Annotated in this window: 9 protein-coding genes and 1 pseudogene; 6 read left to right on the forward strand and 4 right to left on the reverse strand. The window is 34.5% G+C overall.

Features of this window, described 5'->3' with window-relative positions; genetic code table 11:
- Positions 1-347 (reverse strand): annotated as a pseudogene (locus B3J44_RS01290) (porin family protein); the annotation flags it as partial.
- A 233-nt stretch (positions 348-580) separates the two neighbouring features.
- Positions 581-2,377, reverse strand: a complete 1,797-nt coding sequence (lepA, locus tag B3J44_RS01295; protein WP_198855263.1) for a translation elongation factor 4 — start codon at positions 2,375-2,377, stop codon at positions 581-583.
- 474 nt (positions 2,378-2,851) lie between these two features.
- Between lepA and B3J44_RS01300 the strand changes: the two genes are divergently transcribed.
- Positions 2,852-3,085, forward strand: coding sequence for a hypothetical protein (locus tag B3J44_RS01300; protein ID WP_286965092.1), 234 nt, complete (start codon positions 2,852-2,854; stop codon positions 3,083-3,085).
- Positions 3,086-3,126: 41 nt separating this feature from the next.
- Here the strand turns inward: B3J44_RS01300 and B3J44_RS01305 are convergent, their stop codons facing one another.
- The gene (locus B3J44_RS01305) at positions 3,127-3,828 is read right to left on the reverse strand and encodes an NUDIX hydrolase (RefSeq protein WP_198855265.1); all 702 of its coding nucleotides are present in this window, start codon (positions 3,826-3,828) and stop codon (positions 3,127-3,129) included.
- Positions 3,829-3,863: 35 nt separating this feature from the next.
- Entirely contained in the window at positions 3,864-4,580 is a 717-nt protein-coding gene (locus B3J44_RS01310) for an NUDIX hydrolase (RefSeq protein ID WP_198855266.1), read from the reverse strand.
- A gap of 613 nt (positions 4,581-5,193) precedes the next feature.
- Here B3J44_RS01310 and B3J44_RS01315 point away from each other — a divergent pair.
- From B3J44_RS01315 to B3J44_RS01335, 5 genes are all read left to right on the forward strand, one after another.
- Positions 5,194-8,322 (forward strand): SusC/RagA family TonB-linked outer membrane protein, encoded by a 3,129-nt coding sequence (locus B3J44_RS01315; RefSeq protein WP_286965093.1) that lies wholly within the window; start codon positions 5,194-5,196, stop codon positions 8,320-8,322.
- A gap of 11 nt (positions 8,323-8,333) precedes the next feature.
- Positions 8,334-9,905 carry a RagB/SusD family nutrient uptake outer membrane protein gene (locus tag B3J44_RS01320; protein WP_286965095.1) on the forward strand — a complete coding sequence of 524 codons (1,572 nt, stop codon included), beginning with the start codon at positions 8,334-8,336 and terminating at the stop codon, positions 9,903-9,905.
- 23 nt (positions 9,906-9,928) lie between these two features.
- Positions 9,929-11,296 carry a hypothetical protein gene (locus B3J44_RS01325; RefSeq protein ID WP_286965096.1) on the forward strand — a complete coding sequence of 456 codons (1,368 nt, stop codon included), beginning with the start codon at positions 9,929-9,931 and terminating at the stop codon, positions 11,294-11,296.
- A 78-nt stretch (positions 11,297-11,374) separates the two neighbouring features.
- On the forward strand, positions 11,375-13,858 hold the full coding sequence (locus B3J44_RS01330) for a glycoside hydrolase family 2 TIM barrel-domain containing protein (protein WP_286965097.1): 2,484 nt from the start codon (positions 11,375-11,377) through the stop codon (positions 13,856-13,858).
- Positions 13,859-14,086: 228 nt separating this feature from the next.
- Positions 14,087-16,486, forward strand: coding sequence for an alpha-xylosidase (locus B3J44_RS01335; protein ID WP_286965098.1), 2,400 nt, complete (start codon positions 14,087-14,089; stop codon positions 16,484-16,486).
- The last annotated feature ends 81 nt before the right edge of the window (positions 16,487-16,567 follow it).

Consider the following 16,567-nt stretch of genomic DNA (forward strand, 5'->3'; position numbering starts at 1 on the left):
TAAGCTTTGAATCGTTTTTTATCAAGTTCCAATAGATAGTATCTTGCGAAACCACCGATTCCAAAAATATTAGTTTTTTCATCGGTTGCTTCAAGTTTATTGCTAGAATAGCTCAATTGTCCTCCAACGGCAAATTTATCATTAAGAAAATATCCAAATTTGGGATTAAAAGCATAATAATCTCGATCTCCACCAGTAGTAATCTGGATAGAACCTTCTATAAACATATCTCCATGTTGAAAAGTAATTCCTTTTGCAGAATTCATTTCTGAATCAACTTGATCTTGCTGAGCATTTGCAAAGTAAAATGTAAATAACGCTAGAATAACAGAAAATTTGGTTTTCATAATCTTTTATTTTTTAAAGTTGTAAGATTAAAAATACAATTTTATCTTAAAATTAACTTTAAATTTATCTGAAAGCGTTAAAAAACAAGCGATTAAGTTAATAATTTCATAAATTATAAGTTTTGACTTACAAATTTTAAAAGATAAGAAATGGATTATATTCAAATAAAAAACCCGACAACTTTCGTCATCGGGTTAAGTCTATATTCTTTTTTCTACTTTAGAAGGAAAAGCTAGTCATTCAATTTCAAAACAGCCATAAACGCCTCTTGAGGAATTTCAACGTTTCCTACTTGACGCATACGTTTTTTACCTTTTTTCTGTTTTTCAAGAAGTTTACGTTTACGCGAAATATCTCCACCATAACATTTTGCGGTAACGTCTTTACGAAGTGCTTTAATCGTTTCACGAGCGATAATTTTAGCTCCAATTGCCGCCTGAATCGGAATATCAAATTGCTGTCTTGGGATTAACTCACGTAATTTCTCAGTCATTTTTTTACCAATGTTGTAAGCGTTGTCTTCGTGAATTAATGCAGAGAGAGCATCAACTGTTTGAGCATTCAAAAGAACGTCCAATTTAACTAATTTTGAAGTTCTCATTCCGATAGGAGAATAATCAAAAGAAGCATAACCTTTAGAAACTGTTTTTAAACGATCATAAAAATCGAATACAATTTCTGCCAAAGGCATATCAAAATTTAACTCAACTCTTTCAGTTGTTAAGTAGGTTTGGTTGGTAATTAAACCACGTTTTTCAATACATAAACTCATTACGTTTCCAACAAAGTCAGATTTTGTAATGATAGTAGCTTTAATAAATGGCTCTTCAACTCTATCCAATTTTGAAGGCTCTGGTAAATCTGAAGGATTGTTTACAACGATTGCCGTTTCTGGATGTTTCTTCGTGTAAGCCAAATACGAAACGTTAGGAACTGTTGTAATTACAGTCATGTCGAACTCACGCTCTAAACGTTCTTGAATAATTTCCATGTGAAGCATTCCTAAGAATCCGCAACGGAAACCAAATCCTAATGCTGCAGAACTTTCAGGAGTAAATACTAATGAAGCATCATTCAACTGTAATTTTTCCATTGAAGAACGTAAATCTTCATAATCTTCTGTATCAACAGGATAAATACCTGCGAATACCATTGGTTTTACATCCTCAAAACCAGCAACCATATTAGTTGTTGGGACTTTTGCATCTGTAATTGTATCACCCACTTTTACTTCACGAGCTTCTTTAATTCCAGAAATCAAGTAACCAACATCTCCTGCCGAAACTACATTTTTAGGAACCTGATTTAATTTTAAAGTTCCAATTTCGTCAGCAAAATATTCGTTGTCAGTAGCCATGAATTTAATTTTCTGGCCTTTTTTGATTTCACCGTTTACAACTCTAAAGATTACCTCGATTCCACGGAATGGATTGTAAACCGAGTCAAAAATCAAAGCTTGCAATGGTTCTTCTGGATTACCTTTTGGAGCAGGAATTTTTTCGATAATGGCAGCAAGAATGTTCTCAACACCAAAACCAGTTTTTCCCGATGCGTGAATAATATCTTCTAATTTACAACCAAGTAAATCGATAATATCATCACTAACTTCTTCTGGATTAGCACTTGGCAAATCGACTTTGTTTAAAACTGGAATAATTTCCAAGTCGTTTTCAAGAGCTAAATATAAGTTTGAAATTGTTTGTGCCTGGATACTTTGCGCAGCATCTACAATCAAAAGGGCACCTTCGCAGGCAGCAATCGATCTCGAAACTTCGTACGAAAAGTCAACGTGTCCAGGAGTATCAATTAAGTTTAAGATATATTCTTCGCCTTTGTATTTGTATTCCATCTGAATGGCATGACTCTTAATGGTAATTCCACGCTCGCGCTCCAAGTCCATGTTGTCAAGCAATTGCGCTTTTTCTTCACGAGCTGTAACGGTTTGTGTAGCACTTAGTAATCGGTCTGCTAATGTACTTTTACCATGGTCAATGTGTGCAATAATGCAAAAATTACGTATCTTCTTCATTTGTATATATCAGTTCTCTAATCGAGTTTTAGTGTTTTTTTTGGGAATAAAACACGATAAAACAATTGCTTTATAACGTGTTGTTAAGGCGCAAAGATAGCGCAAAGTTTTGGATTCTGGAATTTAGTTGCTCGATTTTGAATACAGAAGTCAAAAACCTGTTTTTCAGCTTTTAAACTTTTTGCTTTCCTATTGTTTTTTGAGGTTAAAACTTTAAGAATATTTTATTTGATTAAGATTGACGGAATTAAAATTTAGTAAATAATGGTGAAATAAACATTTTAGTGACGAAAATGTATTTTTTGTACGAATAATTGTCACTTTGGATTAATTTGATTAAACTTGTAGTCATTTTAACCATAAGATTGATCTCCTTTTGGTTTCATATATTTTTTTTGAAATGTCAGTGTACAGGACAATTCAAATTCAAGAATACTAATGAAATGTTTATTTACTAATTAAACCCCAAGAATTATGGAAAAAGAAATCACAAAGCTTACTCTAAAGTATGAAAAGCTTACCAGAGAACAAATGAAAAGTATTACAGGAGGAACATTGGGAACAGTATGCGGACCAAGAAATGGTGTGCCAACATCAATCTGTCCAAGTGGCCAAGGAGTTGCCGCTAATTCTGGAACAGAAGATCCTTCTAAGTTTCCCGGCATTGTGGGAGGTTATTGTAATGTAATAATCGTCTGCATTCCATAAAAAATAAAAAACAGCCTAAAGATTTTCTTTAGGCTGTTCTGTTAATACTCAAAATTGAATCCTTTTTGAGTTAGTTTTTTATACATTTCGTCATCAAATTTGTAGAGTTTTGCGGCTCTGTGCGAAACATCTTTTTGTTTTTCATCCAATTCTGTTAGCAGCTTCATATGAAGAATTTTTCTTCTAAAATTGGACTTATCCAATTCAATTCCGAGAATTTCCTCGTATAAATGCATTAATTGTAATAAAGTAAATTTTTCTGGCAGAAGATTAAATCCGATCGGAGCTTGACGCACCCGATTACGTAATTGCATTAAACTGACATTCAGGATTTCGTTATGATCAAAAATCAAATCCGGAATTTCATTTATTTTATACCATTTTGCTTCAATAACTCGTAAACTGGCTTTAATATTATAATCTTCACGATTAACCAATGTATAATAGCCAATAGTGACAACACGTCTTTCTAAAACACGCTTCGGATTTGTAAAGGCTTTTAACTGTTCTAGATAAATATCTTCAAGTCCGGTAAGTTCCTGTAAAATACGTTGTGCGGCATCATCGGCACTTTCATCAGCTTGAAGCCATCCGCCAAGTAATCCCCATTTACCGATACTTTCGCCTTGAGCGTGCTGAACCAAGAGAACTTCTAGACTCTCTTTATTAAAACCGAAGAAAACGCAGTCAATTGTGATTCCGTCTACGGCTGGTTTATGTTGATTAGTGGTAATTTCAGTCAATTTATTATTATCGTATTATTAATTTGTATTGAAAATTAGAATTCAAAATTGAATCCTTTTTCAGTTAGTTTTTTATAAATTTCTGGATCAAACTTATACAATTGTGCAGCTCTGTGCGATACATCTTGTTGTTTTTCGTCTAATGCAACCAGAAGTTTCATATGAAGAATTTTTCTTCTAAAGTTTGGTTTATCCATTTCAATTCCTAAAATTTCTCCATACAAATGCATTAATTGTAATAGAGTAAATTTTTCTGGCAATAAGTTAAAACCAATAGGTGTTTGGCGAACTCTACTTCTAAGATGTTTTATGCTATAATCTAAAATTTCATTGTGATCGTAAATCAAATCTGGAATTTCATTGATTTTATACCATTTTGCGTCCGAAGCCGTAAAACCTGCTTTAATGTTATAATCTTCTCTTTTTACTAGCGCATAATATCCAATTGTGATAACGCGTCGTAGCGGAAAACGATCTGGATCTCCAAATGCTTTCAACTGTTCCAGATAAATATTATCAAGACCCGTAAGCTCATTCAGCAAACGATGAGCGGCGTTGTCGGTACTTTCTTTTTTATAAATCCATCCACCCGGAAGTCCCCATTTTCCTTTACTGATTCCTTCAGCATGCTGCACCAAAAGCACTTCAAGGCTGCCTTTATCAAATCCAAAAATAACACAGTCAATCGTGATGGCATTCATCGCACTGTTTTCATTTTTTAGAGCAGTTTTGTCTTCTACATTTTCAACCATATGTGAGATAAATTTTGACAAATTAAATAAATAAAATCATTATTAACCTTTTTGAAAGCCTTATATTTTTTCTAACGAAATAAAATTTTGATAATCAGGTGTTTAAAAATGTGCTAAAAAAGTTCTCTTTTTAAATTATTTCTTAAACAGCTGATTGTCAATTTTATAAAACGTTAGCTTTTCTACATTTTTTATTTCAATTCTTGTTTGGATTTTACAACATTAATAAAAATGAATTGGGATTAATCAGAATTGAAAAAAAATAACCTTAATATTTTGTTAATATAGAAAATTTGTTTTACACTTGTAGTCAAATTTACCATAAGATAAATTCAAACTGACCATAAGCAAAAAAAGAACAAACTTACACTTAACTTAAACTTACCACAAATGTTTTTTATAAAAATTGATTTAAATAGCTTTTTGATGCGATTACCATCATCAAATTTTGCTCAGAGAATCGATTTTGAAGTTGTTTATAGTCTGCAAGTATTAAATGTTAGAAATGAGATTCAGGCCCTCATTTTTGGCACGACCTGCTTGGGAAGTTTTTCCGGATTTCTCCTAAGGTAAAAAAACACTAACTATAACTTAAACTTAATCAATTCTTATTATGAAAAGCAAAAATTGTATTAAAACAACAAAGCTTCCATATTTTATGGCGGTGCTGCTTAGCGTATTTATGATGCAGTTTGGATTTGCTCAAGAATCCAAAACTGTAAGTGGGACAATTACCTCTTCCGAAGACGGATTTGGAATTCCCGGAGCAACTGTACAAGTACAGGGAACAAAATCGAGTACTATTAGCGATTTTGATGGAAAATATAAAATAGAAGCCAAAACAGGTGATGTTTTGGTAGTCACTTTTGTGGGTTTCAAGGCACAGAATATTACTGTTGGAACTCAAAAAACAGTCAACGCGGTTTTACAGCCGGAAACTGCAGAACTTAAAGAAGTTGTAGTGATTGGTTATGGATCGCAAAAGAAAACATTAGTTACCAATGCAGTGACTCAGGTAAGTGGTGAAAGCCTGGCAAAAACGAATACAACAAATGCGCTTCAGGCACTTCAGGGTCAGGCGGCGGGTCTTCAGGTTACATCAACTTCAGGACAACCGGGCGAAGGTTTTAATGTAGTAATCAGAGGTGCTGGTTCTATAGCTGGTTCTGCTCCTTTGTATGTTGTTGATGGAATATTAACAGGTGATATTTCTTATTTAAGTAACTCGGATATCGAATCTATTTCGGTTTTAAAAGATGCAGCTTCAGCGGCAATCTATGGGTCTCAGGCTTCTAATGGAGTTATTTTGGTAACAACAAAAAAAGGAAAACGTGGAGCGAGTGGTCAAATTACATTTGATCAGTATTATGGAGTGCAATCTGTAGCAAGAAAAATGGATATGCTCAATGCAACTGAATATGCTACAATATTAAATGAAGCGGCTGTAAACTCAGGAAAAAATCCTTATTTCACAAATGCACAAATTTCTCAATTAGGAGCGGGAACAAACTGGGTAGATAAAATGGTTACTGATAATGCAGCAACTAAGAATTTCTCTTTTGGCGCATCAGGGGGTTCAGACACTTCAGTTTATTCTGCCTCGTTGTCCTATTTAGGACAAGAAGGAGTTATTGGAGGAGCTGATTTATCTAATTATGAGCGCTATAACTTCAGATTCAATTCAGAGCATAAATTATATAAAGATGTTTTGACGTTTGGAGAAAATTTGAGTTTTGCTTACATTGATAGAAACGGAATTGGAGTTGGCAATCAATACAACAACTCTTTAAGAAGTGCGTTTCAGGCTAATCCGCTGTTGCCAATGTATGATGCTGATGGAAATTATTATAATACTACAAAAGATTCTGAACCATGGTTGGCTGGTGTAGCAAATCCATATGCTATGATGGTTTACAATAATCAGAACGAAAGTAACAATCAAAAATTATTAGGAAACGTTTATTTGCAAATTGAGCCTATCAAGAATTTGACATTCAAAACAACTTTAGGTCTTGATTATTATGCAGGTGAAGGACATGCTTATAAACCAGTATATCACTTGTCAACTTATGCATACAATGATTTTGATACCGTGAATCAAAACATGAATAAAGGGAAAACTCTAACGTGGGATAATTTACTGACTTATAAATTTAATGTTGCTGATAATCATCATTTTGAAACCATGTTAGGTACATCATCTATTAATTTTGATGGTACTTCTGTATCTGTTACTAATGCCGATTCAGTTTTTGATGATTTAGAACACGCTTGGATAGATAATACTACGAATAAAGCAGGTGCTAAAATTGCAATTAAAGGAATTAAACAGGAGACAAAAAGAATGTCTTATTTTGGAAGATTAAATTACAATTTTAAAGAAACTTATTTATTAAATGCAACTTTTAGAGTGGATGGATCGTCTATTTTTTCTAAAGAAAATCAATGGGGATATTTTCCGTCAGTATCTGGAGGATGGGTTGCCACTAATGAAGAATTTCTGAAAGGAGCAAGCTGGATTAATTTCTTAAAAATAAGAGCAAGTTGGGGACAGGTTGGGAATCAAAATGCAAGAGCTTTCCAATATTTATCACCAATAAAAACAGATTATACAAATTACATTTTTGGTAATACAGAAGGCGACTTAACTCCCGGAGCATATCCTAACAGATTATCAAATCCTGATTTAAAATGGGAAACTTCAGAACAGGTTGACTTTGGTTTTGATGCGAGATTCTTAAACAATGCTTTAAGTGTAATTTTTGATGTCTATAATAAAAAGAATAAAGACTGGTTGATTTTAGCGCCAATTTTGGCAACTGCTGGTGCTGATGCTCCTTATATTAATGGTGGTGATGTAGTAAACAAAGGTGTTGAGTTGGCCTTATCTTATCAGAATAAAATTGGTGATTTCAATTATTCTGTGAGCGCAAATGGTGCTTATAATAAAAATACAGTAGGTCAAATTCCTACTTCAGATGGTATGATCCATGGATTGACTAAAGAACTTTATGATAATTCACCTGAATTTTACAGAGCCCAAAACGGTCTTCCATTAGGTTATTTCTGGGGGTACAAAACGGGAGGAGTTTTCCAAAATCAAGAGCAGATCGATAATTATAAATCTGCAAATGGAGTGGTTTTACAACCAAACGCAGCACCTGGGGATATTATTTATGTAAATACAAATGGAGATGATAAAATTGATGTTAATGATAAAACGAACATCGGAAAACCAAATCCTGATTTTACATATGGTTTCTCTATTTCAGCAAGTTATAAAGCTTTCGATTTTTCTCTTAATGCGAATGGTGTTGCAGGAAATGAAATTGTACAATCATACAGAAATCAATCTGGTGCATATGGAAATTATACTTCTGCAATCTTAAATCGTTGGCATGGAGAAGGTTCTTCAAATACAGTTCCTAGAGTAACAGAAGACAACCGAAATTTTACAGAATTCTCAGATTTGTATATTCAAAAAGGAGATTTTTTAAGAATCAATACAGTTACCTTAGGATTTGATTTAGCCAAAATGAAACAATCTAAACCATTTTTTGCAAGTCAATTCAGAGTTTATTTCTCAGTGTTGAACCTTTATACTTTCACAAAATACGATGGTATGGATCCTGAAATTGGATTTGGCTCTTCAAACGATGATCAGAAGTTCTCTTCAGGTGTTGATGTGGGTTACTATCCAAGACCGAGAACCTTCATGATGGGATTAAATATTAAACTTTAATAATTAAAAAGATGAAAAATACATATTTATATATCTTCTGTTTTAGTTTATTGTCTTTGGGTTCTTGTAGTTTAGATACAGAACCTATAACACAAACAGATACAAATTTTTATAAAACAACAGATGATGCATATTCTGCATTAGTTGGATGTTATGATGGAATGCAGGTTGCAACAGGTGCAGCGGGTAAAGGAGTTCCGGTAGTAAGTGAAATTATGTCGGATGATTGTTTTGGCGGAACAGGAAATTCTGATAAATACGATTATGCAGCAATTGATGAGTTCGATATTGCACGTGCTCCGTCTGAAGTAGATATGTATAATGATAACTGGGTTGCTTACTATAAAGCACTTTATCGTTGTAACGTATTCTTATCAAAAATGGATCAGATTGACTGGAAAGGAGATATGACTTTAAAAGATAATTACATCTCTGAAACAAGATTTATCAGAGCTTATCTGTATTTTGAAATGGTACGTCTTTGGGGAAATATTCCACTATTAACAGAACCTTCTTCTGAGAATGTACCTCAGGCAAATCCAGATGATGTATATAAAGTGATTGCAGAAGATTTAGTTTTTGCTTCAAATAACTTGCCTTCAGTAGCTTATACTGCAACAACTAGCGGACGTGTTACTAAATGGGCAGCAAAATCGTTACTTGGACGTGTTTACTTGTATTACACAGGATACTACGGAAAATCTGATTTGGTTGGTGTAGTTACAAAAGCGCAGGCTTTACAGCATTTGGAAGATGTTATAGCTGGAAGCGGACATGGTTTGGTTGAAGATTTTTCTACACTTTGGCCTGCAGCTTCAGTTGACAAATACGCAGGTGAAAATAATAAAGAATTTGTATTTTCTATAAAATATACTTATACAAGCGATTATCTTGGTAATACAGATGGCAACCATTGGTTAGTAATGTTTGGAATGAGAGAATTTTCATCTTACCCTTATGGACGTGGATGGGGAGTTACAGTTAATTCTAAATTATGGAATGCATATAGTGCTAATGATACAAGACGTACTTCGACTATGATTGGAATCACTGAGGAAAAAATACCATTTGATAAAATAAATAACCAACGTGAGTATACAGGTTATTACAACAAAAAATATTCTCCGATGGTAGATAAAGACGGAAAAGATCTTCCGCTTACGATGGGTAGCCAGTTCTGGGATATCAGCCAGTTTCAAGATTATGTAGTACTAAGATATGCCGATGTTTTATTAATGGCGGCAGAATTAGGAAGCGGAAGTGCGCAAGCTTATTTTGATGATGTTAGAAGAAGAGCTTACAAAACAGCATTTACTTCTTTAGCCGTTAATCAGGATAATATCATGAACGAAAGACATTTAGAATTTGCTCTTGAAGGAATTAGATATTGGGATTTATTGCGTCAGGGAATTGGAAAAGCTTCTACTGCTATAGCAGAAACTACATCTTTACTGAATGGTGGTGTTGCTACTACAAAAACAATTTCAGCAGCAAAAATTCAAAATACAAAAGGTTTACAGCAAATTCCAAATACACAGATTACATTATCTAGTGGAGTTTTAAAACAAAATGCCGGCTGGTAATTTTAACTTAAAAAAGAAAGAAAATGAAAAGTATAAAAATATTAATGAGCTCTTTTTTGATGTTGGCATTGCTAATATCATCTTGTTCGCCAGATAGTTATTCTTTAGATGGCCCGATGGACAAATCGGATATACATTTTGAAATTACTCAAGATTTGGCTACAGACGCTGGTGGAAATACTGTAGTTCTTAAAAATACAACTCCGGGAGTAATCTTAAACTGGGATTATGGTACAGGAAAATCAGACAAAGCAGTAGAAATTGTAAAATATGCTTTTAAAGGAAATTATACGATTAAAATTTCAGCCGTTACAGATGGAGGAATTGTTGAGTTAGATCCTGTAACAATTACAGTAACACAAGATAATTTAAATTATGTTAATGATGAACTTTGGACAGCTCTGTCTGGAGGAGTAGGAAAACAAAAAGTATGGATTGCTGATAATGGTAAATACGGTATGGCTCTTGGAGCAATGTCTTATGCAGATCCTAGCACAACAGTAGAATGGAATAATTTTACACCAAACTGGGAGCCAGAAGGTAATGCAAATTCAAGTTCAGATGCAGACATGCATTGGGGAAGAACCATGACATTCAGTCTAGAGGGAGGACCGTTTATGAAAGTGAATGAAGCAGATGGAACTCTAAAAGAAAGCGGTACTTATTTCTTAGATATTAATACGCATACTTTAACAACAACTGGAGCAACAATTTTAAGACCAGATAATTATATTGCAAACGCAAGCAACTGGAATAATAATATCAAAATCTTAAAACTTACTGAAAACCAGTTGAGAATTGCCATTATGAGAACCAACAGCGAAGGGCCATGGTGGTATATCTGGAATTTTGTTTCAAAAGAATATGCAGACAATTACGTACCGCCAGTAACTGGACCAACTTATGACGAAGGTTTTAATCCAACTTTTGCTCCAGGCGAATTATTAAAGATGCTTACTGGAGGTACTGGTACAGGAAGAGTTTGGGCTTTAGACGGAAACGGAAATCCAGTTGACTGGTTAGGAAAAGGAAAAGGTTGGACAACAGGAGCTTCAAGTTCATACAACTGGGGATGGAATGACGATTGGGCAGCAGCTGCAGGTAATTCATGGATTCGTTTTGATCAATTTGGAGGAAAACTAAACTACACAAGAAGTCAAGATGGTGTAGTAACTACTGGATTGTTTACAATAAATGAAGCTGAAAATGAAATTAACTTGGGTTCTAATACCTTAATTCAAAACTCAGGAAGTTGGATGAACCCAACAACCAATGTTATTAAAGTCGTAAAAGCTTACAATAATGACTATCTTACAAAAGGTATTTGGTTTGGAACTTCTTATGATGCAGGAAAAGACGAGTGGTTTGTATTCCATTATATACTCCCTTAAATGAAATAAATTTTGGTTAACTAATAACTTGGAAGCAGCCTAAAAACTGCTTTCAGGTTATTAAATTTTAAAAACATTATGTTTAAGCCCACTGCACATAAAAAAATAGGATTACTCTTTGCAAGCTTGCTATTACTTACAGCATGCAAAAAATCTGTAGACGAAAAATTTGGTAACCGAAAAGTTTCTTTTAATGAAGATTGGAGCTTTCATCTTAATGACAGTATTGTTGATAAAGATACAATTGGAGCTTCAACAAAATGGAGAACTTTAGACGTTCCTCACGATTGGAGTATCGAAGGAAAGTTTGATGAAAAAAGTCCTGCCGGATATGGTGGAGGATCGCTTAATGGAGGTTTAGGCTGGTACAAAAAAACATTTAAAGTTGTTGCAGAAGACAGCACAAAAACAACTTCAATCACTTTTGATGGCGTTTATAGAAACAGCGAAGTTTGGGTAAACGGGCATTATTTAGGAAAACGTCCAAACGGATATATTGGTTTTCAATATGAAATTACTCCATACTTAAATTACGGAGACAAAAACAACGAAATAATTGTTAAGGTTGACAATTCAAAACAACCAAATTCACGCTGGTATTCTGGTTCGGGAATTTTTAGAAATGTCTGGATCGAAACTACAGATAAACTTCACGTTGGTCAATGGGGAACTTACATTACAACTCCAAAAGTTACAGCTGAAAAAGCTTCAGTAAATATTGAAACAACAATTAAAAATCAATATAAAGAAGAAAAAAAGGCAAAAGTAACGACAACTATTTTTAAAGAAGATACCAAAGTAACATCGGTTACTCAAGATATAACAATCAGTGCAAATGGAAATCAAATTGTAAAGCAATCAGCCGAAGTTGAAAATCCTGCATTATGGTCAGATGAAAAACCAGAATTGTACACAGCAGTTACCGAAATTTCGCTTGACGATAAAATCATCGATCAATACAAAACCACTTTCGGAATCAGAGATTTTAAATTCGATTTGAACAAAGGTTTTATTTTGAATGGAAAACAAGTCAAAATAAAAGGAGTTTGTATGCACCACGATTTAGGTCTGTTAGGTTCTGCAATCAATACGCGTGCTATTGAACGTCAGTTAGAAATCCTGAAAGAAATGGGTGTAAACGGAATCAGAACTTCACATAATCCGCCTGCTCCAGAACTTTTACAGCTTTGCGACAAAATGGGTTTCATCGTTATGGATGAAGCTTTTGATATGTGGAAACAAAACAAAACGAAATACGATTATGCAAATGATTGGGACAAATGGCACAAACAAGACTTAATCGATCAATTGTTGCGCGACCGAAATCATGCTAGTATTTTTATGTGGAGTATTGGAAACGAAATTCCAGAACAATGGAATGAAACAGGTATTGAAATTGCAAAAGAATTGGCGGCAATTACACGCCAATACGATAAAACAAGACCAATTACTGCAGGAATGAATCCGCCAGTAAATATGAATATTGATGATGTGACTTTGCAATTTGAGAAAAAAAATGTTTCGATTAATCCGCTTGCTGGATCTGGAGTTTTAGATTTGATAGGATACAATTACGCGCATCAAACATTTGAGTATCATTTAAAGAATTTTCCAAATACGCCTTTTATTGCAACCGAAACCACTTCAGGTTTACAGACAAGAGGGTATTACGATGCGGTTTCAGATACTATAAAAAAATGGCCGGTTAGTTGGGATAAAAAATTTGAAGGAGGAAATCCTGGAAATACGGTTTCAGCTTACGATCAAGTTCAAACTCCTTGGGGTTCTACACACGAAGCGACTTGGAAAGTCATTAAAAAACACGATTTCTTGGCAGGAATGTACGTTTGGACAGGTTTTGACTATATCGGAGAACCAACGCCATACGAATGGCCATCGGTAAGTTCATATTTTGGAATTGTCGATTTGGCCGGTTTCCCGAAAGACGTTTATTATATGTATCAAAGTGAATGGACAGATAAAACCGTTCTTCACGTTTTTCCGCATTGGAACTGGAAAGCGGGACAGACAGTTGACGTTTGGTCATACTACAATAAAGCTGATGAGGTGGAACTTTTCGTAAACGGAAAATCAGTTGGAAAAAGAAGCAAAAAAGGAGACGATCTGCACGTAATGTGGAGAATTCCTTTTGAAGCAGGAACTTTAAAAGCCATTTCTCGTAAAGACGGAAAGGTAGTTTTAGAAAAAGAAATTAAAACGGCTGGAAATCCTTCTCAATTAAAACTGACTGCGGATAGAAACACTATAAAAGCAGACAAAAACGATTTGTCATTTATCACGGTTGATATCTTAGATGATAAAGGAACTTTAGTTCCAAATGCGAATAACGAAATTAATTTCTCTTTAAAAGGAAATGGAAAAATTGTAGGTGTTTGCAGCGGAGATCCTGTAAGTCATGAATCGTATAAAGGAAATAAACATACGGCTTTGGCTGGAAAATGTTTGGTTATTGTACAATCTGGAGATAAATCGGGAAGATTGGAATTAACAGCAAAAGCAAACGGATTAAAACAATCCACAATTGTAATCACAACAGAATAATTTTTGAAATTTTAAATATAGCCACAGATTAAAAGGATTAAAAAGATTTTTATGCTCTCGCAGATTTTGCAGATCATGCAGATTTATTTTTTCCAATCTCTGTAAAAAGATAGTTACAGATTAAAATATTAAAAAGATTTAAATCTGCATGATCTGCAAAATCTGCGAGAGAAAAGAAAAAATCCTTTCAAATCCTTTTAATCTGTGGCAAAAAATAAAAAATAACTAATGAAAAAATCACATTTAAAAACCTTGTTTTCGATTTGCGCTTTTGGACTTCTTACAATTCCAAATGTCTCCGCTCAAATTCAGAATGCAGATGTGCTAAATGCACCGATAGATATCAGTAAAGATTTTCAGAACTATCTGAATACTTTTTATTTTGCAGACGAACTAGCTTCTTTTGATCCTGCAACAGGAAAAGGAACGATCAAATATTTGAGATACAATTATAAAACACGTCAGGCTTTCAACAATATGATGATGAAACCAGATGTTGAAAAAGCAAACGAATTTCCAACAACAGAATATGCAGAATCTCCTGTTTTGCCATTCGAAATTCAGTTTGTTTCAGATAGAACAGTTAGAATTAAAACAACTTCTGGACCGCAATTTCATCCTCAAAAAGAATCTTTAATGTTGGTTGATGGCGTTGCGCCAAATCATCCTGAATTATGGAAGTATGCTAAAATCGAAGGAGGTCATAGTTATACAAGCAAACACGGAAGAGTTGAAATTTTGACAAAACCGTGGCACGTAAAAATCTATGATGAAAAAGGAAAATTGCTGACAAGCACACTTCACGATACTGATTTTAAAAACACATATACGCCAACACTTCCATTTTCTTACGTTCGTAGAAACAGCGATTATTCAAGAAGTATGGGAGCAGCTTTCAGTTTAGAACCAGACGAAAAAATATTTGGTTGTGGTGAATCATTTACACAATTCAATAAACGCGGTTCAAAAGTAGTTTTATGGACGGATGACGCAAACGGAATCCAAAATGAAACTATGTACAAACCGATTCCGTTTTACATGAGCAGCCGCGGCTACGGGGTTTTCATGCACCATTCAACACCAATTACCGTTGACTTTGGAAAGTATTTTTCAAGTGCAAACGAAATGTACATTGGAGACGACGAAGCCGATTTGTTTTTCTTCATAGGGGAACCAAAAGATATCTTAGATCAATACACGAATTTGACAGGAAAAGCAGCGATGCCACCACTTTGGTCTTTCGGTTTTTGGATGAGTAGAATCACTTATTTCTCTGAAAAAGAAGGAAGAGAAGTAGCCAGAGATTTGCGTAAATACAAAATTCCAACTGATGTCATTCATTTTGATACAGGCTGGTTTGATGTAGATTGGAGAAACAATTACGAGTTTGCAAAATCTCGTTTCCCAGACGCCACAAAAATGATGTCTGATTTAAAGAAAGACGGTTTTCAAGTTTGTCTTTGGCAATTACCATATTTCACACCAAAGAATACTTTGTTTCCAGAAATTATGGATAAAAACTTGGCGGTAAGAGACAGAAAAGGAAATCTTCCGTACGAAGATGCTGTTTTAGATTTCTCAAATCCGGAAACAGTAACATGGTACCAAGGAAAATTAAAAAAGTTATTTGATGAAGGAGTTGCCGTTTTCAAAGTAGATTTTGGAGAAGCCGCTCCGCCAGACGGAATTTATCATTCTGGAAGAACAGGTTTTTATGAACACAATTTATATCCATTAAGATATAATAAAGCAGTTGCAGAAATCACTCAAAAAGAAAAAGGATATACTTTAATCTGGGCAAGAAGTACATGGGCAGGTTCACAGCGTTATCCTTTGCATTGGGGAGGAGATTCTGAAACTAGCAATGGAGCAATGTCGGCAGAATTACGCGGCGGACTTTCATTAGGATTAAGCGGATTCAGTTTCTGGAGTCATGATGTTGGAGGATTCGCAACCAAATCTCCGGAGAATATTTACAGAAGATGGACACCATTTGGAATGTTTACTTCACACGTAAGAAGCCACGGAGAACCGCCTCGCGAACCTTGGTTGTACAGCAAAGAATTCTTAGAAGGATTTAGAAAAGCTGATAATATGCGTTACGAGTTAATGCCATATATCTACGCTCAAGCAAAAGAAAGTTCTCAAAAAGGATTGCCAATGATGCGTGCTCTTTTTGTAGAATATCCAAACGATCCTGGAGCTTGGTTAGTAGATAACGAATATTTATTCGGATCAAGTATGTTGGTTGCACCGCTTTTTGAAGAAGTTGAAGAAAGAGACGTTTACCTTCCAGAAGGAACTTGGATTGATTATCAAACTAAAAAAGTATACCAATCTGGTTGGCATAAAATCAAAGCTGGTGAAGTGCCAATCGTAGTTTTAGTAAAAGATGGAACAGCAATTCCACACATCGGTTTAGCGCAGTCTACAAAAGATATGGATTGGAGCAAATTGACATTAAAAGTTTACGCAAGCGATAAAACGACTTCGGCAACAGCTAAAGTATTTTTACCTGAAGGTGATGCAGTACAAGAAATAAAAGTGAACAAAAACGGAAACAATTTCGATGTTGCAGCAAATCCGTTAAACGGAAAAACCACTTTTAAAACCGAGTGGGCAAAATAAAAGAGTTAGCCACGAATTTCCACGAATTGAATTTGTGATAATTGGTGTAATTCGTGGTAAAAAAATAGCCACAGATTGCAC

The organism is Flavobacterium sp. UBA4854 (assembly GCF_002399805.1).
GTDB lineage: Bacteria > Bacteroidota > Bacteroidia > Flavobacteriales > Flavobacteriaceae > Flavobacterium > Flavobacterium ginsengisoli.

Coding starts and splice junctions, on each gene's coding strand:
- lepA (WP_198855263.1), bottom strand. CDS start 2,377: ATGAAGAAGATACGTAATTTTTGCATTATTGCACACATTGACCATGGT.
- B3J44_RS01315 (WP_286965093.1), top strand. CDS start 5,194: ATGAAAAGCAAAAATTGTATTAAAACAACAAAGCTTCCATATTTTATG.
- B3J44_RS01320 (WP_286965095.1), top strand. CDS start 8,334: ATGAAAAATACATATTTATATATCTTCTGTTTTAGTTTATTGTCTTTG.
- B3J44_RS01300 (WP_286965092.1), top strand. CDS start 2,852: ATGGAAAAAGAAATCACAAAGCTTACTCTAAAGTATGAAAAGCTTACC.
- B3J44_RS01330 (WP_286965097.1), top strand. CDS start 11,375: ATGTTTAAGCCCACTGCACATAAAAAAATAGGATTACTCTTTGCAAGC.
- B3J44_RS01335 (WP_286965098.1), top strand. CDS start 14,087: ATGAAAAAATCACATTTAAAAACCTTGTTTTCGATTTGCGCTTTTGGA.
- B3J44_RS01325 (WP_286965096.1), top strand. CDS start 9,929: ATGAAAAGTATAAAAATATTAATGAGCTCTTTTTTGATGTTGGCATTG.
- B3J44_RS01310 (WP_198855266.1), bottom strand. CDS start 4,580: ATGGTTGAAAATGTAGAAGACAAAACTGCTCTAAAAAATGAAAACAGT.